The sequence below is a fragment of the Paenibacillus sp. TAB_01 genome (genome assembly GCF_043945595.1).
Taxonomy (GTDB): Bacteria; Bacillota; Bacilli; order Paenibacillales; family NBRC-103111; genus Paenibacillus_S.
The window spans coordinates 6,726,397-6,748,452 of record NZ_JBIFNP010000001.1 but is presented as its reverse complement, the minus strand read 5'-3'; the positions used below and the strand labels follow the sequence as shown (position 1 = coordinate 6,748,452).

The 22,056-nt window shown below is 51.0% G+C and carries 19 protein-coding genes, 4 tRNA genes, 5 rRNA genes, 1 pseudogene and 1 other annotated feature; of the genes and pseudogenes, 3 read left to right on the top strand and 26 right to left on the bottom strand.

The features are described 5' to 3' along the window. Positions 1–1,307, bottom strand: a 1,307-nt coding sequence (guaB, locus tag ACHHV8_RS32990; protein ID WP_395163382.1) for an IMP dehydrogenase, incomplete at its 3' end; no start/stop codon positions are given. Between the two features lie 316 nt (positions 1,308–1,623). Beyond that, positions 1,624–1,740 (bottom strand): 5S ribosomal RNA (gene rrf / locus ACHHV8_RS32985). A 154-nt stretch (positions 1,741–1,894) separates the two neighbouring features. Next, positions 1,895–2,125, bottom strand: a sequence feature (23S ribosomal RNA rRNA prediction is too short). Between rrf (ACHHV8_RS32985) and ACHHV8_RS32980 the strand changes: the two genes are divergently transcribed. Both ACHHV8_RS32980 and tadA read left to right on the top strand, forming a co-directional pair. Then, positions 2,120–2,458 (top strand): thiol-disulfide oxidoreductase DCC family protein, encoded by a 339-nt coding sequence (locus ACHHV8_RS32980; protein WP_395163695.1) that lies wholly within the window; start codon positions 2,120–2,122, stop codon positions 2,456–2,458. Its footprint overlaps the feature before it by 6 nt. 163 nt (positions 2,459–2,621) lie before the next feature. Continuing rightward, on the top strand, positions 2,622–3,092 hold the full coding sequence (gene tadA, locus ACHHV8_RS32975; RefSeq protein ID WP_395163694.1) for a tRNA adenosine(34) deaminase TadA: 471 nt from the start codon (positions 2,622–2,624) through the stop codon (positions 3,090–3,092). 127 nt (positions 3,093–3,219) lie between these two features. On the opposite strand, the gene ACHHV8_RS32970 is transcribed toward tadA, so the two are convergent. From ACHHV8_RS32970 to map, 9 genes and pseudogenes are all read right to left on the bottom strand, one after another. Then, complete coding sequence (locus ACHHV8_RS32970; RefSeq protein WP_395163381.1) at positions 3,220–3,882, bottom strand: hypothetical protein; 663 nt, start codon at positions 3,880–3,882, stop codon at positions 3,220–3,222. A gap of 3 nt (positions 3,883–3,885) precedes the next feature. Next, a pseudogene (locus tag ACHHV8_RS32965) lies at positions 3,886–5,029 on the bottom strand (hypothetical protein). Next, on the bottom strand, positions 5,029–5,562 hold the full coding sequence (locus tag ACHHV8_RS32960) for an anti-sigma factor (RefSeq protein WP_395163380.1): 534 nt from the start codon (positions 5,560–5,562) through the stop codon (positions 5,029–5,031). Before ACHHV8_RS32960 ends, ACHHV8_RS32965 begins: the two are co-directional and overlap by 1 nt. Further along, on the bottom strand, positions 5,559–5,951 hold the full coding sequence (locus tag ACHHV8_RS32955; RefSeq protein WP_395163379.1) for a sigma-70 family RNA polymerase sigma factor: 393 nt from the start codon (positions 5,949–5,951) through the stop codon (positions 5,559–5,561). The genes ACHHV8_RS32960 and ACHHV8_RS32955 overlap by 4 nt, the downstream gene beginning before the upstream one ends. 31 nt (positions 5,952–5,982) lie before the next feature. Continuing rightward, entirely contained in the window at positions 5,983–6,132 is a 150-nt protein-coding gene (locus tag ACHHV8_RS32950; RefSeq protein ID WP_395163378.1) for a hypothetical protein, read from the bottom strand. A gap of 181 nt (positions 6,133–6,313) precedes the next feature. Beyond that, positions 6,314–7,330, bottom strand: a complete 1,017-nt coding sequence (locus ACHHV8_RS32945; protein ID WP_395163377.1) for an amidohydrolase family protein — start codon at positions 7,328–7,330, stop codon at positions 6,314–6,316. A gap of 62 nt (positions 7,331–7,392) precedes the next feature. Then, entirely contained in the window at positions 7,393–7,725 is a 333-nt protein-coding gene (locus tag ACHHV8_RS32940) for an amidohydrolase family protein (protein ID WP_395163376.1), read from the bottom strand. Positions 7,726–7,941: 216 nt separating this feature from the next. Continuing rightward, positions 7,942–8,016 (bottom strand) — tRNA-Arg (locus ACHHV8_RS32935). Positions 8,017–8,089: 73 nt separating this feature from the next. Next, a complete protein-coding gene (gene map, locus ACHHV8_RS32930; RefSeq protein ID WP_395163375.1) occupies positions 8,090–8,836 on the bottom strand; it encodes a type I methionyl aminopeptidase in 747 nt (248 codons plus the stop codon). Positions 8,837–9,015: 179 nt separating this feature from the next. Between map and ACHHV8_RS32925 the strand changes: the two genes are divergently transcribed. After that, entirely contained in the window at positions 9,016–9,222 is a 207-nt protein-coding gene (locus tag ACHHV8_RS32925) for a hypothetical protein (RefSeq protein WP_395163374.1), read from the top strand. 126 nt (positions 9,223–9,348) lie between these two features. Here ACHHV8_RS32925 and ACHHV8_RS32920 read toward each other — a convergent pair whose 3' ends face one another. From ACHHV8_RS32920 to ACHHV8_RS32850, 15 genes are all read right to left on the bottom strand, one after another. Continuing rightward, positions 9,349–9,495 (bottom strand): small acid-soluble spore protein P, encoded by a 147-nt coding sequence (locus ACHHV8_RS32920; protein WP_395163373.1) that lies wholly within the window; start codon positions 9,493–9,495, stop codon positions 9,349–9,351. Between the two features lie 27 nt (positions 9,496–9,522). After that, on the bottom strand, positions 9,523–9,705 hold the full coding sequence (locus tag ACHHV8_RS32915) for a hypothetical protein (RefSeq protein WP_395163372.1): 183 nt from the start codon (positions 9,703–9,705) through the stop codon (positions 9,523–9,525). A gap of 16 nt (positions 9,706–9,721) precedes the next feature. Next, positions 9,722–10,069, bottom strand: a complete 348-nt coding sequence (locus tag ACHHV8_RS32910; protein ID WP_395163371.1) for a hypothetical protein — start codon at positions 10,067–10,069, stop codon at positions 9,722–9,724. Positions 10,070–10,272: 203 nt separating this feature from the next. Continuing rightward, positions 10,273–10,362, bottom strand: a tRNA-Ser gene (locus tag ACHHV8_RS32905). A gap of 46 nt (positions 10,363–10,408) precedes the next feature. Beyond that, positions 10,409–11,689 carry a serine--tRNA ligase gene (gene serS / locus ACHHV8_RS32900; RefSeq protein ID WP_395163370.1) on the bottom strand — a complete coding sequence of 427 codons (1,281 nt, stop codon included), beginning with the start codon at positions 11,687–11,689 and terminating at the stop codon, positions 10,409–10,411. Between the two features lie 11 nt (positions 11,690–11,700). Next, complete coding sequence (pdxT, locus tag ACHHV8_RS32895) at positions 11,701–12,273, bottom strand: pyridoxal 5'-phosphate synthase glutaminase subunit PdxT (RefSeq protein ID WP_395163369.1); 573 nt, start codon at positions 12,271–12,273, stop codon at positions 11,701–11,703. Between the two features lie 26 nt (positions 12,274–12,299). After that, positions 12,300–13,181 carry a pyridoxal 5'-phosphate synthase lyase subunit PdxS gene (gene pdxS / locus ACHHV8_RS32890; RefSeq protein ID WP_395163368.1) on the bottom strand — a complete coding sequence of 294 codons (882 nt, stop codon included), beginning with the start codon at positions 13,179–13,181 and terminating at the stop codon, positions 12,300–12,302. Positions 13,182–13,298: 117 nt separating this feature from the next. Then, the gene (locus tag ACHHV8_RS32885; protein ID WP_395163367.1) at positions 13,299–14,585 is read right to left on the bottom strand and encodes a D-alanyl-D-alanine carboxypeptidase family protein; all 1,287 of its coding nucleotides are present in this window, start codon (positions 14,583–14,585) and stop codon (positions 13,299–13,301) included. 142 nt (positions 14,586–14,727) lie between these two features. After that, positions 14,728–16,185, bottom strand: coding sequence for an IMP dehydrogenase (gene guaB / locus ACHHV8_RS32880; protein ID WP_395163366.1), 1,458 nt, complete (start codon positions 16,183–16,185; stop codon positions 14,728–14,730). A gap of 316 nt (positions 16,186–16,501) precedes the next feature. Continuing rightward, positions 16,502–16,618 (bottom strand): 5S ribosomal RNA (gene rrf, locus ACHHV8_RS32875). 142 nt (positions 16,619–16,760) lie between these two features. After that, positions 16,761–19,710 (bottom strand): 23S ribosomal RNA (locus ACHHV8_RS32870). Positions 19,711–19,834: 124 nt separating this feature from the next. Then, positions 19,835–19,910 (bottom strand) — tRNA-Ala (locus ACHHV8_RS32865). A gap of 19 nt (positions 19,911–19,929) precedes the next feature. Then, positions 19,930–20,006 (bottom strand) — tRNA-Ile (locus tag ACHHV8_RS32860). Between the two features lie 37 nt (positions 20,007–20,043). After that, positions 20,044–20,160: ribosomal RNA gene (gene rrf / locus ACHHV8_RS32855) — 5S ribosomal RNA — on the bottom strand. 114 nt (positions 20,161–20,274) lie between these two features. Next, positions 20,275–21,817 (bottom strand): 16S ribosomal RNA (locus ACHHV8_RS32850). Together the 16S, 23S and 5S rRNA genes with 2 tRNA genes alongside form the textbook arrangement of a ribosomal RNA operon. Positions 21,818–22,056 lie beyond the last annotated feature (239 nt).

The window sequence follows — 22,056 nt, the reverse complement described above, 5'->3', positions numbered from 1 at the left end:
CCGCCGATAAGCTGGTAAACCGTATCTGCCAAAGAACCTTTATAAGCGATACGTCCTTCAATGCCTTCCGGAACCAGCTTGCTTTCATTTTCCTGGAAGTAACGGTCCTTACTGCCTTCCTTCATCGCTCCTAGCGAACCCATGCCGCGGTAAACTTTGAACTTTCTGCCTTGATAAATTTCCGATTCGCCCGGGCTTTCATCCGTACCTGCAAACAAGCTGCCGATCATAACTACGCTTGCTCCTGCAGCGATAGCCTTCGTCACATCGCCGGAATATTTAATACCGCCGTCCGCAATGATCGGCACATTATATTCTCTGGCAACCGATGCGCAATCGTAAATGGCCGTGATTTGAGGTACGCCGATCCCTGCGATAATACGTGTCGTACAAATCGAACCGGGACCAATACCTACCTTAACCATCGAGGCCCCGGCTTCAATAAGGTCCTTCGTTCCTTGTCCGGTCGCTACGTTACCTGCGCAAATAGGAAGGTCAGGATACGCTTCGCGGATTTTCTTTACGGTATTCAGGATATTAATATGCTGACCGTGTGCCGAGTCCACCACGATCATATCGATTCCGGCTTCCACCAGCGCTGCAGTCCGCTCCATAACGTCTTTGGATACGCCTACCGCTGCACCAACCAATAAACGTCCGTGCTGGTCTTTAGCGGAGTTAGGGAACTGTATCGCCTTCTCGATATCCTTGATCGTGATAAGTCCCTTCAACGTATTGTTCTCATCCACAATCGGCAGTTTTTCAATTTTGTGCTTCTGCAAAATTCCCTCTGCCTGCTGCAGAGTCGTCCCGACCGGAGCCGTTACCAGATCGCTGTGTGTCATAACTTCTTTGATTTTAATGGAGTAGTCGTGAACGAAACGAAGGTCTCTGTTCGTCAGAATCCCAACTAACTTCTTGTTCTCATCACAAATCGGCACCCCGGAGATGCGGTATTTCGCCATCAGCTCCTCTGCATCGTACACATGATGCTCTGGTGTCAGCGAGAATGGGTTAGTAATAACGCCGCTCTCGGAACGCTTCACTCGATCCACTTCTTCCGCTTGCTGAGCGATGGACATGTTTTTATGAATAATCCCGATACCGCCTTCTCTTGCCATAGCAATAGCCATCTTGGATTCCGTTACGGTATCCATAGCCGAACTGATCAACGGAATATTCAACTTGATATTGTTCGCAAGCTGTGTAGTGATATCGATCTCTTTACCAAATACCTCCGACCTACTTGGCATTAACAGCACATCGTCGAAGGTCAAGCCTTCCTTAGCAAACTTAGATTCCCACACGAACGTAATCCTCCTTCATTTTCGCTTACCCGCGGATATTATTGCAATATTATCAAAAGCCCATTTTTAATGTCAAGCACATATTATCAGTCAGTCCCACATTCATCCAATCCCGTACCAGAGTATGACAAAAGAACAAACATTCCTTGAACGCTCCCTCTTCTTTCATACTCAGTATTTCCTTTATACTTCAAAAAAACAAACTCATCCTACTTCTTACCCTTTTTTCACTCCTTCTTTCCACGGCCTTGCCCCTTCTTCAAATTCCGAAAATAAAAAAGACCCTTCTGGTCTATTACCAAAAGGATCTTCTTGTGCTTGGCGACGTCCTACTCTCCCGGAACCCTTCGGTTCAAGTACCATCGGCGCTGGAGGGCTTAACGGTCGTGTTCGAGATGGGAACGCGTGGTTCCCCTCCGCCATCATCACCAAACGGGATTTTTCGAAGCGTTGCTTCTTCGAAAACGCTGCAAGAAAATATCCATCCCTATAAGGGACATGCAGCTATTTGTTCAAGGTTGTTACCCTGAAAACTAGATACGAAACAAGCATACATCCTTCTTCTTTGCTTTCTCTTGGATAAGCCCTCGACCGATTAGTATTCGTCAGCTCCATACCTTACGGCACTTCCACCCCGAACCTATCTACCTCGTCGTCTTCAAGGGGTCTTACGTACTGGGAAATCTCATCTTGAGGGGGGCTTCACGCTTAGATGCTTTCAGCGCTTATCCCGTCCGTACGTAGCTATCCAGCCGTGCTCCTGGCGGAACAACTGGTACACCAGCGGTACGTCCATCCCGGTCCAATTCCTCATTCGTCAAGACAAAAAAGACCGGCTGCGCTTTGCCGCGCTGCAATCCGATTATGCGCAGGCGCTGCTTCAATCTATGCGTCCGGATGCCGCTTCGGTTCCGGATACCGTCCTTTTGATGGAAAAAGGGATTCTATACTCGCACTCTACGGCGGTACTCCGCATTTGCAGGCTTCTAGGCAGGGCTTGGCCGCTGCTCTATCTGTTCATTATTATACCCAGACCGCTTAGAGATGCGGTGTATAAGGCTTTTGCCCGATACCGCTACAAGCTGTTCGGAAAACAAGACAGCTGCATGATGCCGACTGAAGCCATCCGCCGCAAATTTATCGACAGCTGAACTTTTCCCCAGTTGGGGATAGACTCAAGAACAACAAAGCCCTACTTGATGAAATATCCCCAATTCACTACAATGAAATGTGTACAAAAACAGCGTTATCCACAACGTTATCCACAGCATGTTAACAAAACGAATATCTGTTCGTTCTATCCACAATATAAGAATGAGGTGCCTGATTTTGCAAGAGCATGTTGCTTATATGAGAGCCGCTATGGAGGAAGCCCGGCTGGCCGAAGCGAAGCTGGAGGTGCCTATCGGAGCCGTTGTCGTCTGGCAGGATCAGATCATCGGAAGAGGGCACAATCTGAGGGAAACCACCCGGGACCCGCTGGCCCATGCCGAGCTGATTGCCATTAAGCAGGCAAGTGAGCATCTGGGAGCTTGGCGGCTGCTGGACTGCAAGCTGTATGTGACATTGGAGCCTTGTCCCATGTGCGCAGGAGCCATCGTGCAGGCACGCGTTCCGCAGGTCATCTACGGTACGACCGACCCGAAGGCGGGCTGTGCCGGCACGCTGATGAATCTGCTCCAGGAAGACCGGTTTAACCACCGGGTCGATGTGGTCAGCGGGGTGCTTCAGGAAGAGTGCAGCGCCATGCTGACTCAATTTTTCCGTAAGCTGAGGGGAAAATAACCGCGGTGCCGTACAGACAGATACTAGACGCTCCTATTCGAACGGAGCCTTGAGAAAGCCAAAGAAGCAGGTCCGCGGAAGGGTGTGTTTTTCCTCACCGCGGTACCTGCTTTTTTTATCTGCGTGCTCAGGAAATGACCTGATTGTCCGCCCCGCGCCGTTCCACTTGAACATCCTGGGGAACGACGACCGTGACGCTCATCCACGGATAGAACGAGTCCAGCCCCCGCTCCTGCGGTAAGCGCTTGATCTGTACATACAGTGTATCCCCAACCGTATGGACGGAGACAACCTGATCCTTCGCAAGCGTCTGCTCCTGCTCTCCCGCTCTCACCCGCTCCCGGTAAGTGCCGAACACTTGAACCGACCGTTCCGTCGATTGATCTACCTTAATGTCTTGATCGGGAGACTGGACAATCACCTTCTTGACCCCCTCACCCAACGCTTCCTTTACAGCCGGAAGATCCTTGGTTTGTTCTACCGCGCCGAGCATCGACCGGACTTCATTCAGCAGACCTGTTGAGGTCAGCAGGGCAAAGCCCAAGCATCCGATACAGAGCACCCCGACGAAAAACAAGCTCAGCATATCGTAGTAGAGCACGCTGTTTTCTTTTTTGGCGAACACGAGGTAGCCTAGAATTTCAAGCCCCAGTAGGACGAAAACAATAGGCCACCACGTCAAAAACGCGTCGAATGCTTCCGTTCCCCGCCACTGTGAAGTAAACAGCACCGTGCCCAGCATAATGAGCGATATGCCCATCGATAAGGTGCCTACCCGCCATTTTTTCATCGTTTAGTCCCCCCTCTTCTGTTTCTTGCTGCCGAGAACCAGCCTCAGGCCGCCTCCGATCAGGAATAGACCGAAACGACAAGCGTCTGGAAATATTGATGGAATAAATACGAGATCCGTTCTTCCGGGAACAGCCGGTCCAGCGTCGTCAACAGCACTTCATCCAATAAATAGTACGCGCCAAGGAACAAAAGGGCGATGCCCACCCACCGCTGGTGGTTTACAAGCCACTCCACGAAAGGCACATCCTTCAGCTCCTCGCGGCCCTGCCTTGAGATTTGCTGCAGCGCATCAAAAAAGCTGTAAAACCATATAATCGGAATCAAGAACAAGAAAATCGAAAGCCGGAGCACATCCATCACATAAATACAAAGGAAGAAAGCGACCATCAGCTGCAGCCCTCTTTTTTGCAGGCCCAGGTACATATGCCCCGCCCCGGGCACAATCGAAAGGAAGGTTGCGATCATTTTGCTTTTCCGGCCGTCCTCGCGGCTGTCCTGGAAGTCATCGAACATCGTTTGATCGATCAAAGGCTCTCCGTTTCGCTTTTTATTCAGCTGCTGGATGCAGTCGAACATACAATACAGCCAAATGACCGGAAGGACCCGAGAAACACGAGAAATTCATCCCGGTGGGCGAGGACGGCAACGAAGAATACCATGACCATCGATCCGAAAAAAGCCATCAGAAACGCCAAGCCCCGCTGCATCAGACCAAGCTGAAAGTGGCCCAGACCCGGAATCAGCGAAAGAAAAATCGTAAACATCCGGTCATTGTCGCCGTTCGGCGGCGGGGCAAACGGCCCCATTCCGTTCCTGGATCCGGCTCCGGATACATCAACACCGTCACTCCCGTTACCGTAAGACTGGGCTGCCGCCGCATATCTTAAGTCTCTCGCTCTCAGCAGATAAAGAATCATATCGATCAGATTGATCGTGCCTGCGAGAAATGCGACAATCAAAAGCAGAACAAGCAGACCGTCCGCGTGGCGGGCCTCTCCAGTGACTACGAGCAGAAACAGCAGCAGCATCGGGCCGAAAAATCCCGCTCCGTAGACAAAAGCTCTTCCTTTGCGGTTCATATACAAATGGCCGACCCCTGGAATCAAGGACAACAGCAGCGCGGCCATCGGATTTTTATAGTGCATTATCGCGTTCCTCCCCGTTCATGTTTTGCTTGTATGGCGTCCAGCATCACGATTGTTTTGTTCATAATGGTTTGCGACATGGAAGTCCGCTCTGCTTGCCCCTTGTCGCGGTGCTCCAGCTTCATCGCCTCGCTGCCGTAAGAGTCTCCCGGCTGCAACCGGTCCACAATCGTCTGGAATGCGCCTGAACTCATCAACACCACGGTAATGGCGGCGGCCACGGTATAATGAAAGACCGGGTGTCGCAGCCACCCCGTTCTCCGGTCCTCAATCTTTTTGGCCGGAAGGGGGGAGAAGTCTGCTTGAGGCGTTGGGGCCATTGGAGGCAGCTTGAGCATAACCTGGTCTAAAAGTACCTGAGGATCGGCTAGAGCCGGATAGTCTGCTTCCGCTTCTTCTAGTCCGAGCATATATAGCTCCAGGCACGTATCGCACTGCTGCAGATGCTGCTCGAGTTCGGCTTCTTCCTGCGGTGTCAGCGGAGGCTCCTGCCTCGCGTACTGCGTCCACCGCTCCAAGGTATAATGCTTCATTCCCACTCCTCCTCCTTCCAATGCTTGCGGAGCCATTGCTTGGCCCGATACAGCTTCGATTCTACCGTCTTCAGCGCGACTCCCTGCTCGGCGGCAATCTCCTGATAGCTCTTATCCTCCATATAAAAAGCAACCACCACTTCGCGGTAATTGTCCGGCATGTGGTCCAGATAGTCCCGAATCTTTTGCTGCTGCTGCTTGCTCAGCACTTCATCCTCTAATGAATATTCCTCATCGGCCGGTATAAGCAGCTCGATCTCGTCGCTCAACTGCTCCCGCTTCCGCTCGGCGGCTCTCTTAAAATCAATGGCCTTGTTGACGGCGATACGGGTCATCCATGTTTTCAACCCTTGGTGACGGTACTGAGGGAGAGAAGCATATATTTTCAACAGCACTTCCTGCGTGACATCTTCGGCGTCCTTAGTCGACCTCAGGACCAGAATAGACCACGTGGAAAAGATACGGACCGTACTTGTCCATCAGGCAGCGGAATGCCTCCTTGTCGCCTGCGATCGTTCGTTCGATCCATTCTGTTTCCTCCGTAATGTTCTCCCCCTCCTCTCCGTACATATAGACGCAGCCACCCTGCGCTTTCACTGCACCGGATTGAAAAAAATTCGGGCAGCTCAAAAAGCCCCGGCATTCATTATAACGAGGCTGTCCGATTTAGCGTAAGCCAATATAAGGAGATCACGAAAAATCCGCTGGAGGGCCAATCCTGCACTAAATTTTTCGGGTTAAGGCATCGGCACTATCCGTGTCTTGAGGTCCGGTAGCTCAGCCCCGTTCTTAACGCTGCTTCATTCATCAGCCGTTCCGCCGCTTTTTGCGCGGCCTCTGCGACGGACTCTTCCTCGATCCCGCAGAGCCTGCCATCCTGCACCACGATTCGGCCGCCGACGACGGTTATATCGGCCTGTACCGCTCCAATCGTCATAGGCAGCGCCTGATCGTCAAAAAGCCCCCCGGCAAAGCCAAGCTTCCGGGTATCCACCATAAATAAATCGGCCGCCTTCCCGGCCTCCAGAGAGCCGATCGCATCGTCCCAGCCCAATACCTTGGCCGAGCCCATCGTACCGATATAGAGCGTTTCCGCCGCTGTGAGAGACGGCGCTCCGAGATGAACCTGATGCTTGTGCAGTAAATAAGCCATTCTAAGCTCCCACAGCATGTTCGAGGCATCATTCGATGCGCTGCCATCTACGCCTAATCCTACCTTAACCCCCGCATCGAGCAGCCCGCGTATCGGCAGCGCTCCGGAAGACAGCTTCATATTACTTGTCGGGCAATGCGCCACGCCGCAGCCGCAGGCGCCAAGTCGATGGATCTCCCTTTCGTTAAACCATATGCCGTGGGCATACCATACGTCAGTTCCGACCCAATCGGCCGATTCCATATAATCCAACGGACGCATGCCGAACCGTTCGATACAAAAGCTCTCCTCATCCAGCGTCTCCGCCAAATGGGTGTGCATCCTCACACCATAGCTGCGGGCCAAAGCGGCCGATTCCTTCAGAAGTCCTGTCGTGACGGAGAAAGGAGAGCAAGGCGCTACGCCAACGCGCAGCATCGAGAACCGGGCGGAATCATGGTAGGTTTCAATGACACGCTGCGTGTCCTTCAGAATCTGATCCTCCGTCTGACACACTTCATCAGGAGGCAGACCTCCTTTTGACCGCCCCAGGCTCATCGATCCCCTCGTCGGATAAAACCGGATCCCCAGCTCCCGGGCAGCACGGATCTCTTCATCGATCAGTTCGCCCGACACCGCCTGAGGAAAGCAATAAAAATGATCGGATGAGGTCGTGCACCCGCTTTTCAGCAGCTCCCCTAACCTACAAGCGCGCTTAAATATACATCCTGCGGATGCAGGTGTCGCCATATCTCATACAATGTCAACAGCCAGTCGAATAACGAGCAGTCCTGCGCCAGCGGAATGTTCCGGGTAAACGTCTGGTATAAGTGATGATGCGTATTAATAAGACCCGGATATACGATGTGGCCGCGGGCGTCAATGATCCGGTCGGCCGTGTCATAAGGCAGCTCCGTTCCAATCGCTTTAATTCCTTGTCCCTCAATATATAGGGATCCGCCGGGATATTGGTTTCTTTGGCCATCCATAGTAATGATATTTTTAGCATTCTTGATTAACAGCGTGGACATCGGCTCTCCCCCATCCTGTATTCATGCCTCCAGTCTAGGGGAAGCAGCAGCGGGCGTTCAAGACTTTCCCGCATTTTTTGTGAGGCATAACGAAGGCAGGGCGCTCCCTCTGTATCCAACGCTTAGTGCTGTATCTATTCCTCGCGAAGAAGGCAAAAAAGCAGACCCGCCGGAACCTTAGTTCACAGCGATCTGCTTGACTGATTTGCATTTCTATGGCGTCCCCGGCCAGAATCGAACTGACATTTGATCTTTAGGAGAGATCCGTTCTATCCGTTGAACTACGAGGACATATACTTTCATTATATCATATCCGGCGAACAGCGTCGAGGCCTCGGTCGCCAAGCGGGTCCTTCAGCGGCGATTATAGTTTCGTAAGAATCAACGGGCCTTTCTTCGTGATGGCCACCGTATGCTCGAATTGAGCCGACAAACCGCCATCCCAGGTCCGGGCCGTCCACCCATCAAGCTCGATATACATCTCTTCCGAACCCGTGTTAAGCATCGGTTCGATGGTAATGACCATCCCTTCCTTCAGCATGAAGCCTTTACCCGGCTCACCCGCATGATCGAAGCTCGGCTGCTCGTGCAGCGATCGGCCGATGCCGTGTCCTACAAGTCCCCGCACAACCGAGAAGCCTGCCGCTTCCGCGTGCTTTTTGATGATATGAGTCACATCGCCGATGCGGCTTCCAATGACCGCCTTCGGAATGGACATCTCTAGACACTCCCGAGTGACCCGGATCAGCTTGCCCGCCTCCTCCGAAATATCTCCGACAGCATACGTACGGGCTGAGTCGGCCATCCAGCCGTCTACGCTGCAGACAATATCTATCTTGACAATATCGCCGCTGCGCAGCGGCGTGTCGTTGGGGAAGCCGTGAGCAATGACATCGTTCACGGAAGCGCACGTAGCGTAAGGGAAGCCTTTATAGCCCTTGGTCACCTGGCTGGCCCCGTGCCGCGTCAAGAAGCTCTCTGCAAAATCGTTAATTTCCAATGTCGTTCTTCCGGGGCGAATCATCGGTGCAATGGCCTGATGGCATAAAGCAAGAATTCGCCCGGCCTGGCGCATCATCGCAATTTCCTCGGGGGTTTTTAGATTGATCATGAAGCCCCTCCTTTTGTACTTCTTTCTGCATTATCGTACGCTGCAGTACATGAAAATGCTCATGTCCGAGAAAAATAAGCCAAAATGCCCCCTTTTTCACTTATTTGAGAATTTACATGACAAGTAAGCATTACAGGATTCTCTTTTAGAGACCTTCATGGTAGAATGAGGGGAAGCATATGGGTGAGGTGTTGCACAGCATGTTGGACAACCATCAGTTCTATATAGTTTACGACGATTTTACGATCGCTATTTATTCCCTGCTGGATGATGTTTGCGAAGAGCTGGCCGCCGGGGGGACGCTGTACGGTTATGCAGATGAAGAAGAAGTCGCTCATGCTCTACTGATGGAGTGCTTCCAATATTTGACCATGCGCAATACATAGATCATTTGAAGCGTCCCTTCCGCTTCAGCCTCTCTTTCTCTGGCTGAAAGCGGAAGGGACTTCTTTTATAATAAAGAAAAAGAACCCTTTCCAGGGTTCTTCAGAAGCTTACGGTACGGCAGCAGCTTACCCTTCGCCGTTGTTATGACGGGAATGGTTCTGCTGCTTCACCTTTTTAGATCCGGATAAGGGCTCGTTCGGCTGGCTTTCCTGCCTGTTTTGATTCTTTTGTCCGCCCGGAGGGTTCACAGGCTGAGGAATATCTTTTGGCATTGGATGGGTCCCCCTTCTCAATGATCTTTATTCTTTATCCGTTAAAATGGAGTTGTTTGTCGGCTTATCGTGATTCAGCGCATCCTGGTGCCGGTGATCGTTCGTCTGCTGCTGAACTTGCTGCGCCTGATGGCTGTTGACGATCGTATGATCCAGATCCTTTACGACATTTTGCAGGTTTTTATCGACGTCGCTTTTATTTTTAGTCATGGCTCTTCCCTCCGCATTAGCTGTTTGTCACAGCTTGAAGCAGCTGCGCGCATTCATGAATGTGTCTTACGTAATCGTCGACCATCGTTTGAATGATATCCGTCCGTTCGTCCACATTCCGGCCTTCCCGCTCGACATCCACCAGCTCGACCTTCACTTCTCTGGAATCCACATATGTGCACTTGAAATCGAAGCTGTAATCGGAATGACCTGCGGTAGCGATATGCACCCGGATCGTATTCGGGTCAGCCTCATCCGCTAGAACCTCCGATCGGTCGGATGCGTTCAGAACGGTTGGGAGCGACTCCGCCCAAGCTTGTACGAGCTTTTGCTGATCGACATTCAGTGTGTCCGTCTTTGCCATCTCTTTATTACCACCTCCACATTCTATAAGTTGCGGAGCGGTAAACATCTTTATACTTGGCCGCCTCTCACAAAAAAAGGAATGGACGTACTTTGCTTCCTGGCCAATAAAAAAAGCCATACCATTCATCAAAAGAATGGTACAGCTTTATATGTAAGCTCTGCTTGCTTTATTGCAGCCAATATGGCCACCTGAAACAAATATGGCGGAGAGGGTGGGATTCGAACCCACGGAGACCTCACGACCTCGGCGGTTTTCAAGACCGCTGCCTTAAACCACTCGACCACCTCTCCGGGTGACAAATTGCATTGTATCACAACTCGTTGGCTGTTTTCAAGTCTATTTTTTGCTGATCCGATCGATTTGGTTCATGTAAGGACGCAGCACTTCAGGAATCACCACGCTGCCATCCTCCTGCTGATAGTTCTCCAAAATCGCGGCTACCGTCCGGCCCAAGGCAAGACCCGAACCGTTCAAGGTATGAACGAACTCCGGCTTCGCTTTAGCGTCGCGGCGGAAACGAATATTCGCACGGCGCGCTTGGAAGTCCTCAAAATTACTGCAGGACGAAATCTCGCGATAAGTTTGACTGCTCGGCAGCCATACCTCGAGATCGTATGTTTTAGCCGACGAGAAACCGATATCCCCCGTACAAAGCGTGAGTACACGGTAAGGCAGCTGAAGCAGCTGAAGCACCTTCTCTGCGTCCGCTGTGAGCTTCTCCAGCTCATCATAAGACGATTCCGGCGTTGTGAGCTTTACGAGCTCAATTTTGTTAAATTGATGCTGGCGTATTAAGCCGCGCGTATCTCTTCCCGCCGAGCCCGCTTCCGAACGGAAGCAAGCGCTGAAGGCAACGAAATATTTAGGCAGCTCCTCCACCGTCAATATATCATCCCGATGATAATTCGTTACAGGAACCTCAGCCGTCGGGATCAGGAAATAATCCGTACCCTGAAGCTTAAATACATCTTCCTCAAATTTCGGAAGCTGTCCGGTACCGGTAAGACTATCGCGGTTAACAATATACGGAGGAAGCATCTCCTCGTATCCGTGCTGATCGCTGTGAAGATCCATCATGAAGCTGATCAATGCGCGCTCCAGACGAGCTCCCAGCCCTTTATAGAAAGTGAAGCGGGAACCGGTAACTTTCGCAGCGGCTTCAAAATCGAGAATTCCCAAATCCTGTCCAAGCTCCCAATGAGCCTTAGGCTCGAAGGAAAAAGACGCCGGTTCACCGACACGGCGAACCTCTACGTTCTCCTCCTCCGATTTGCCTACAGGCACGCTGTCGCTAGGAATATTAGGAATGGCCATCACAATGCTGTCGATCTCCGATTCTAATCCACGAATCTCGTCATCCAGCGCTTTAATGCGGTCACCGACGCCTTTCATTTCCTCAATCAACGCATCGGCATTCTGCTTGGCCTTCTTCAAGGAAGCTACTTCCTGAGAAACCACGTTACGGCGGTTTTTCAGCTGCTCCACTTCCTGCAGCAGCTCCCGGCGCTTCACATCGAGATTGGAAAAACGGCTGATTTCCTCCAGGCTTTTGCCGCGATTGGTCATCGCCTGCTCAACCTTTGCTAAATCGTTACGTAATAACTTTATATCCAACAAGGGGCACCCTCCTACCTCGTTTCACGAACCATGTCTAAGAAATATGCGTGCATCCGTTCATCATCGGTTAATTCCGGATGAAACGAGGCGGCTAACAGATGCCCTTGACGTGCGGCAACAATCTGGTCGCGGTACGTAGATAACACCTCAACGCCTTCGCCAACCGCTTCAATTAACGGAGCACGGATGAAAACGGCACGGACGTCATCGGCGATCCCTTTGACTTCCAAATCCGTCTCAAAGCTCTCACGCTGCCGTCCGAAGGCATTGCGCGCCACTTTAATATCCATTAATTGAAGATGCGCCTCCGATTGCCCGGCAATCTCTTTGGCAATCACGATCAGACCTGCACAGGTACCGAATATCGGCTTGCCTTTAGCCGAAAAAGACTGCAGTGCTTCAATAAATTGAAAGGTACGCATTAATTTGCCGATTGTTGTGCTTTCGCCCCCGGGAATAATAATTCCGTCTATTTCATCGAGCTGTTCCTTGCGTTTTATAATAACTCCCTCGCCGCCAGCCTTTTCAATTAAACGAATGTGCTCGGCTACGGCGCCTTGAAGCGCTAATACTCCAATTTTCATAGTGAATCCATCCTTCTATCGGACTCTTACCAGCCGCGCTCTTGCATGCGCTGTGTAGCGTCCAGCTTGGAAATTTCGATCCCTTTCATCGGCGTTCCCAGGTTTTTCGAAATTTCGGCAATAAGAGCATAGTCGGTATAGTGAGTCGTTGCTTCCACGATCGCTTTAGCGAATTTCTCAGGGCTATCCGATTTAAAAATACCGGAGCCTACGAATACGCCGTCCGATCCCAGGTGCATCATCAAAGCGGCATCCGCTGGAGTTGCTACACCGCCTGCAGCAAAGTTAACGACAGGCAGCTTGCCTGTTTCGTGCACTTGCAGCAGCAGCTCGTAAGGCGCGCCCAGGTTCTTCGCTTCAGCCATCAGCTCGTCCTTCGACATAGCTTGTACTTTTTTAATTTGACCTACCATCATACGCATATGACGAACGGCTTCCACGATATTGCCCGTTCCCGGTTCACCTTTGGTACGGATCATGGACGCACCCTCGCCGATACGGCGCAGCGCTTCGCCCAGGTCTCTGGCTCCGCATACGAAAGGAACAGTGAACTCTCTTTTATTGATATGGAACACTTCGTCTGCCGGAGTCAATACTTCGCTCTCATCGATGTAGTCGACACCCATCGTCTCAAGAATCTTGGCTTCAACAAAATGTCCGATCCGTGCTTTCGCCATAACAGGAATAGAAACAACCTTCATAACCTGTTCCACAACGGTAGGATCGGCCATACGGGCTACGCCGCCCACTGCGCGAATATCCGAAGGTACCCGTTCCAAAGCCATAACGGCAGAAGCCCCTGCCGCTTCAGCGATTTTTGCTTGCTCGGCGTTCATAACGTCCATGATGACGCCACCCTTTTGCATTTCAGCCATACCTTTTTTAACGCGCGAAGTTCCCGTTTCCATCTCTAATCTGCCTCCAAACCTATATCGATAAAATTTCGTGAATCCTTATCAGCAAACTACTAAACAATTATTTTACAGGAATACCTTTAAATAAACAACCAGTTTACTTGGTTTTTATCACTTCTTCTTACCCGAAATGGTATCGACAATGAAATCCTTAATGGCTCTGAAGAACAACCGGATCCAGCTGCCTTTTTCCACATCTTCATTCGCAATCAGATTCGCTGTTTTCTCCGTTCCCTGGTAAGTTACCTTAACCGTCCCCACCACGGCACCTTTGGCAATTGGAGCAACCAGCTTGCTCTCATCCGCAGGCTCTGCAGTAATCACGAATTGATCCGGAGTTGCGCCTTTTTTAGCAACGATCGACAGCCCTGTTTGAGTTACGACCGGTACTTGCGTTTCCACGCCTTTTTTAATATTTACTGTTTTCAGGGAATCTATTTCAGCCTTGGCTGTCAGTACCTGCTTCATTTCAAAATTGTTAAACCCGTAATCCAACACCTTTCTCGTCTCTTCAAACCGTTTCGGTTCCGTCTTCGTCCCCATTACTACACTGATCAGACGCATACCGTTGCGCTCAGCCGTACCTGTGAAGCAATATCCCGCATCATCGGTGGAACCTGTTTTCAAACCATCGAGGCCTTGATAGGCGTACTTTTTAAAGTTCACGTTGTCCTTATTACCTTCAAGCATCCAGTTCCAGTTAATCATCGGGGATTTATCCGTTTCGCGGAACTTCTTGGACGGCTGCTTCGTGAAATCAAGAATTTCTTTATGATCTTTCAAAATATTATAAGCAATCAGCGCAGCATCCTTCGCCGTGAGCAGCGTCTCCCCTTGTACCTCTTTCGGAGCATATTTGCCCAGGTCGGCGCGGGACAAGCCCGTTGCGCTAATAAAATGTGCCTGATCGGACAAGCCCATTTCCTTGGCTTTGTCATTCATCATTGTCGCGAATTTTTCTTCAGTGCCTCCTAAATATTCGGCTAAAGCAACAGAAGCATCATTGGCCGAGTAAATAGACATAGCGCCGAACAAATCTTTGACGGAGTACTGCTCTCCGACATTCAGCAAGCCTCCGGAGCCGATAACATCCGCGGAGTATTGGCTGATCGGAACCATGTCCTCCCATTTGATCTTTCCGCTTTTAATAGCTTCCATAACCAAATATTCCGTCATCATTTTGGCCATACTTGCGGGCGGTAGTGCAACATCCGCATTATTCTCATATAAAACTTGACCTGTACTTGCCTCTATCAAAATAGCGGACTTCACATCCAGACTTAACTCTGACGCTTCCGCCGCCTCTGCTTTATTCGCCGGGTTCCATAAAGATGTACTCAATTGAACAATAATAGCTAACGTTAAAATGACTGCTATGCGCCTTACTGAAAGCAACACGTTCCCACTCCTCACTATAATTTTGGTCAAAACACGTAAGTCTTATTGTACCACAAGCCTTAGAGCCTGTACAAAACAAAGAAACGGCAGCCCTTTTCGGCCCCCGTCTCTTATCCTGACAAACCAATAAACTCATCAATGATTATAGCGAATAGTTAGGTGCTTCCTTCGTAATCTGGACATCGTGCGGATGGCTCTCGCGCAACCCGGCACCCGTAATGCGAATAAACGAAGTCTCATTGATTAATGCCTTAATGTTTCTTGCGCCGCAATACCCCATACCGGAACGAAGACCGCCGATAAGCTGGTAAACCGTATCTGCCAAAGAACCTTTATAAGCGATACGTCCTTCAATGCCTTCCGGAACCAGCTTGCTTTCATTTTCCTGGAAGTAACGGTCCTTACTGCCTTCCTTCATCGCTCCTAGCGAACCCATGCCGCGGTAAACTTTGAACTTTCTGCCTTGATAAATTTCCGATTCGCCCGGGCTTTCATCCGTACCTGCAAACAAGCTGCCGATCATAACTACGCTTGCTCCTGCAGCGATAGCCTTCGTCACATCGCCGGAATATTTAATACCGCCGTCCGCAATGATCGGCACATTATATTCTCTGGCAACCGATGCGCAATCGTAAATGGCCGTGATTTGAGGTACGCCGATCCCTGCGATAATACGTGTCGTACAAATCGAACCGGGACCAATACCTACCTTAACCATCGAGGCCCCGGCTTCAATAAGGTCCTTCGTTCCTTGTCCGGTCGCTACGTTACCTGCGCAAATAGGAAGGTCAGGATACGCTTCGCGGATTTTCTTTACGGTATTCAGGATATTAATATGCTGACCGTGTGCCGAGTCCACCACGATCATATCGATTCCGGCTTCCACCAGCGCTGCAGTCCGCTCCATAACGTCTTTGGATACGCCTACCGCTGCACCAACCAATAAACGTCCGTGCTGGTCTTTAGCGGAGTTAGGGAACTGTATCGCCTTCTCGATATCCTTGATCGTGATAAGTCCCTTCAACGTATTGTTCTCATCCACAATCGGCAGTTTTTCAATTTTGTGCTTCTGCAAAATTCCCTCTGCCTGCTGCAGAGTCGTCCCGACCGGAGCCGTTACCAGATCGCTGTGTGTCATAACTTCTTTGATTTTAATGGAGTAGTCGTGAACGAAACGAAGGTCTCTGTTCGTCAGAATCCCAACTAACTTCTTGTTCTCATCACAAATCGGCACCCCGGAGATGCGGTATTTCGCCATCAGCTCCTCTGCATCGTACACATGATGCTCTGGTGTCAGCGAGAATGGGTTAGTAATAACGCCGCTCTCGGAACGCTTCACTCGATCCACTTCTTCCGCTTGCTGAGCGATGGACATGTTTTTATGAATAATCCCGATACCGCCTTCTCTTGCCATAGCAATAGCCATCTTGGATTCCGTTACGGTATCCATAGCCGAACTGATCAACGGAATATTCAACTTGATATTGTTCGCAAGCTGTGTAGTGATATCGATCTCTTTACCAAATACCTCCGACCTACTTGGCATTAACAGCACATCGTCGAAGGTCAAGCCTTCCTTAGCAAACTTAGATTCCCACACGAACGTAATCCTCCTTCATTTTCGCTTACCCGCGGATATTATTGCAATATTATCAAAAGCCCATTTTTAATGTCAAGCACATATTATCAGTCAGTCCCACATTCATCCAATCCCGTACCAGAGTATGACAAAAGAACAAACATTCCTTGAACGCTCCCTCTTCTTTCATACTCAGTATTTCCTTTATACTTCAAAAAAACAAACTCATCCTACTTCTTACCCTTTTTTCACTCCTTCTTTCCACGGCCTTGCCCCTTCTTCAAATTCCGAAAATAAAAAAGACCCTTCTGGTCTATTACCAAAAGGATCTTCTTGTGCTTGGCGACGTCCTACTCTCCCGGAACCCTTCGGTTCAAGTACCATCGGCGCTGGAGGGCTTAACGGTCGTGTTCGAGATGGGAACGCGTGGTTCCCCTCCGCCATCATCACCAAACGGGATTTTTCGAAGCGTTGCTTCTTCGAAAACGCTGCAAGAAAATATCCATCCCTATAAGGGACATGCAGCTATTTGTTCAAGGTTGTTACCCTGAAAACTAGATACGAAACAAGCATACATCCTTCTTCTTTGCTTTCTCTTGGATAAGCCCTCGACCGATTAGTATTCGTCAGCTCCATACCTTACGGCACTTCCACCCCGAACCTATCTACCTCGTCGTCTTCAAGGGGTCTTACGTACTGGGAAATCTCATCTTGAGGGGGGCTTCACGCTTAGATGCTTTCAGCGCTTATCCCGTCCGTACGTAGCTATCCAGCCGTGCTCCTGGCGGAACAACTGGTACACCAGCGGTACGTCCATCCCGGTCCTCTCGTACTAAGGACAGCTCCTCTCAAATTTCCTGCGCCCACGACAGATAGGGACCGAACTGTCTCACGACGTTCTGAACCCAGCTCGCGTACCGCTTTAATGGGCGAACAGCCCAACCCTTGGGACCTACTTCAGCCCCAGGATGCGATGAGCCGACATCGAGGTGCCAAACCTCCCCGTCGATGTGGACTCTTGGGGGAGATAAGCCTGTTATCCCCAGGGTAGCTTTTATCCGTTGAGCGATGGCCCTTCCATGCGGTACCACCGGATCACTAAGCCCGACTTTCGTCCCTGCTCGACCTGTTTGTCTCGCAGTCAAGCTCCCTTATGCCTTTGCACTCTTCGAATGATTTCCAACCATTCTGAGGGAACCTTGGGGCGCCTCCGTTACTTTTTAGGAGGCGACCGCCCCAGTCAAACTGCCCACCTGACACTGTCCCCATACCGGCTTACGGTACCAGGTTAGAACTCCGATACGATCAGGGTGGTATCCCAACGTCGCCTCCACCCAAGCTGGCGCTCAGGCTTCTCAGGCTCCCACCTATCCTGTACAGATCGTACCAAAGTCCAATATCAAGCTGCAGTAAAGCTCCATGGGGTCTTTCCGTCTTGTCGCGGGTAACCTGCATCTTCACAGGTATTAAAATTTCACCGGATCTCTCGTTGAGACAGCGCCCAAGTCGTTACGCCATTCGTGCGGGTCAGAATTTACCTGACAAGGAATTTCGCTACCTTAGGACCGTTATAGTTACGGCCGCCGTTTACTGGGGCTTCGGTTCATAGCTTCGGGGTAAACCCCTAACCACTCCCCTTAACCTTCCAGCACCGGGCAGGCGTCAGCCCGTATACTTCGCCTTGCGGCTTCGCACAGACCTGTGTTTTTGCTAAACAGTCGCTTGGGCCTTTTCACTGCGGCCCCCTCGGGCTATTCACCCTACCGAGGCACCCCTTCTCCCGAAGTTACGGGGTCATTTTGCCGAGTTCCTTAACGAGAGTTCTTCCGCGCGCCTTAGCATGCTCTGCTCGCCTACCTGTGTCGGTTTGCGGTACGGGCACCTTCTCCCTGGCTAGAGGCTTTTCTTGGCAGCCTGAACTCATGACCTTCGCTACTGCAATTTTCGCTCCCCATCACAGACCAGCCTTACGATGTGCGGATTTGCCTACACACCAGCCTCTCTGCTTGGACGGACATCCATCAGTCCGCGTCACTATCCTTCTGCGTCACCCCATTGCTCATAACGGTTCACGGTGGTACAGGAATTTCAACCTGTTGTCCTTCGACTACGCCTTTCGGCCTCGCCTTAGGTCCCGACTTACCCTGAGCGGACGAGCCTTCCTCAGGAACCCTTAGGCTTTCGGCGGATCAGATTCTCACTGATCTTTTCGTTACTCATACCGGCATTCTCACTTGTATGCTGTCCAGCGCTCCTTACGGTACACCTTCTACCTACATACAACGCTCCCCTACCCAAGTGCAAATCTTGTTTGCACGAGCCATAGCTTCGGTGGTGTGTTTAGCCCCGTTACATTTTCGGCGCAGAGTCACTCGACCAGTGAGCTATTACGCACTCTTTCAATGGTGGCTGCTTCTAAGCCAACATCCTGGTTGTCTTTGCAACTCCACATCCTTTCCCACTTAACACACACTTGGGGACCTTAGCTGATGATCTGGGCTGTTTCCCTCTTGACAATGGATCTTAGCACTCACTGTCTGACTCCCGGGATAAAGTATGTGGCATTCAGAGTTTGACTGGACTTGGTAACCCTTGGCGGGCCCCGCACCCAATCAGTGCTTTACCTCCACTACTCATCTCCCGAGGCTAGCCCTAAAGCTATTTCGGGGAGAACCAGCTATCTCCGAGTTCGATTGGAATTTCTCCGCTACCCCCACCTCATCCCCGAATTTTTCAACATTCGTGGGTTCGGGCCTCCAGTGCGTGTTACCGCACCTTCACCCTGGGCAGGGGTAGATCACACGGTTTCGGGTCTACGTCCACGTACTGCGATTTTTCGTAAGAAAATATCGATACGCCCTATTCAGACTCGCTTTCGCTGCGGCTCCGGCTCTTCACCTTAACCTTGCACGGGAACGTAACTCGCCGGTTCATTCTACAAAAGGCACGCCATCACTCATGAACGAGCTCTGACTTCTTGTAAGCACACGGTTTCAGGTTCTATTTCACTCCGCTCCCGCGGTTCTTTTCACCTTTCCCTCACGGTACTGCTTCACTATCGGTCGCTAGGGAGTATTTAGCCTTGGCAGATGGTCCTGCCTGCTTCCCACGAGGTTTCACGTGTCTCGCGGTACTCGGGATCCGTCTAGGATTTTCGCAAAATTTCGATTACAGGGCTGTTACCTTCTGTGGCCGGCCTTTCCAGACCGCTTCATCTACTCTGCTAAACCCACATTGACGTCCCACAACCCCAGAGGGCAAGCCCTCTGGTTTGGGCTGTTCCGCTTTCGCTCGCCGCTACTGACGGAATCACTCTTGTTTTCTTCTCCTGAGGGTACTTAGATGTTTCAGTTCCCCTCGTATGCCTCCTACTACCCTATGTATTCAGATAGCGGTAACTGAGAATTACCTCAGCTGGGTTCCCCCATTCGGACATCCCCGGATCAACGCCTGCTTACGGCTCCCCGAGGCGATTTCGTCGTTCGCCACGTCCTTCGTCGGCTCCTAGCGCCTAGGCATCCTCCGTGTGCTCTTATTAGCTTAACCCGTGTTCGATACGATCGAACGGCAGCTAAAGATGGTAAAGAGTAAGATCATAAGATCTACCTCTTTCAAGGATGATTCTATGCTTTTGTTTCGTTATCTAGTTTTCAAGGAACAAACATAATCTTGGTGGAGCCAAGCGGGATCGAACCGCTGACCTCCTGCTTGCAAGGCAGGCGCTCTCCCAGCTGAGCTATGGCCCCATAGCTTATTATTTAGTTATGGTGGGCCCTAGTGGACTCGAACCACCGACCTCACCCTTATCAGGGGTGCGCTCTAACCAGCTGAGCTAAGGGCCCGCAACATGACTTATATCCACCTGCATAATACAGGTTCGCTTGGCGACGTCCTACTCTCCCGGAACCCTTCGGTTCAAGTACCATCGGCGCTGGAGGGCTTAACGGTCGTGTTCGAGATGGGAACGTGTGGTTCCCCTCCGCCATCATCACCAAACGAATTAGGTTTGAAAGGATATTGCACCTCTCAAAACTGAGCAACGAGTGAATGAGTGTTTGCAGCTTGCGCTGCTTTATGTCCGATGACCTGCAGTCATCATGGACTCCATAGAAAGGAGGTGATCCAGCCGCACCTTCCGATACGGCTACCTTGTTACGACTTCACCCCAATCATCTACCCCACCTTCGGCGGCTGGCTCCCTTGCGGGTTACCCCACCGACTTCGGGTGTTGTAAACTCTCGTGGTGTGACGGGCGGTGTGTACAAGACCCGGGAACGTATTCACCGCGGCATGCTGATCCGCGATTACTAGCAATTCCGACTTCATGCAGGCGAGTTGCAGCCTGCAATCCGAACTGAGACCGGCTTCTAAAGATTCGCTCCAGATCGCTCCTTCGCTTCCCGTTGTACCGGCCATTGTAGTACGTGTGTAGCCCAGGTCATAAGGGGCATGATGATTTGACGTCATCCCCACCTTCCTCCGGTTTGTCACCGGCAGTCACTCTAGAGTGCCCAACTCAATGCTGGCAACTAAAGTCAAGGGTTGCGCTCGTTGCGGGACTTAACCCAACATCTCACGACACGAGCTGACGACAACCATGCACCACCTGTCTCCTCTGTCCCGAAGGAAAGGTACATCTCTGTACCGGTCAGAGGGATGTCAAGACCTGGTAAGGTTCTTCGCGTTGCTTCGAATTAAACCACATACTCCACTGCTTGTGCGGGGCCCCGTCAATTCCTTTGAGTTTCACTCTTGCGAGCGTACTCCCCAGGCGGAGTGCTTACTGTGTTTACTTCGGCACCAAGGGTATCGAAACCCCTAACACCTAGCACTCATCGTTTACGGCGTGGACTACCAGGGTATCTAATCCTGTTTGCTCCCCACGCTTTCGCGCCTCAGCGTCAGTTACGGTCCAGAAAGTCGCCTTCGCCACTGGTGTTCCTCCACATCTCTACGCATTTCACCGCTACACGTGGAATTCCACTTTCCTCTCCCGCACTCAAGTCATCCAGTTTTCAGTGCGATCCGGGGTTGAGCCCCGGGCTTAAACACCAAACTTAAATAACCGCCTGCGCGCGCTTTACGCCCAATAATTCCGGACAACGCTTGCCCCCTACGTATTACCGCGGCTGCTGGCACGTAGTTAGCCGGGGCTTTCTTCTCAGGTACCGTCACCTCAGGAGCAGTTACTCTCCCAAGCGTTCTTCCCTGGCAACAGAGCTTTACGATCCGAAAACCTTCATCACTCACGCGGCGTTGCTCCGTCAGACTTGCGTCCATTGCGGAAGATTCCCTACTGCTGCCTCCCGTAGGAGTCTGGGCCGTGTCTCAGTCCCAGTGTGGCCGATCACCCTCTCAGGTCGGCTACGCATCGTCGCCTTGGTGAGCCGTTACCTCACCAACTAGCTAATGCGCCGCAGGCCCATCCGTAAGCCACAGATTGCTCCGTGTTTCATGATTCCCTCATGCGAGAGAACCAGTTATCCGGTCTTAGCTATCGTTTCCGATAGTTATCCCGGTCTTACAGGCAGGTTGCCTACGTGTTACTCACCCGTCCGCCGCTAACTGTTCCCGAAGGAACAATCCGCTCGACTTGCATGTATTAGGCACGCCGCCAGCGTTCGTCCTGAGCCAGGATCAAACTCTCCATTAAAGTTGTATAACTTGTAACAGAGCTTGTCTTAAGCTCAAAATTTCTTGCTAGCGAGAATTTGCATTCTCTTTTATTTCACTCACTCGTTGTTCAGTTTTCAAAGGGCAATGCTTCTTATTCAAGCCTCAAAAGCATGATTTTACTACAATCTCAAGCTTTGTCGGTTATTGTCACCTTGTTCAGCGGCGACTTTTTTAATATATCACATCTGCCTATATCATTGCAAGCTTTTTTTTCTT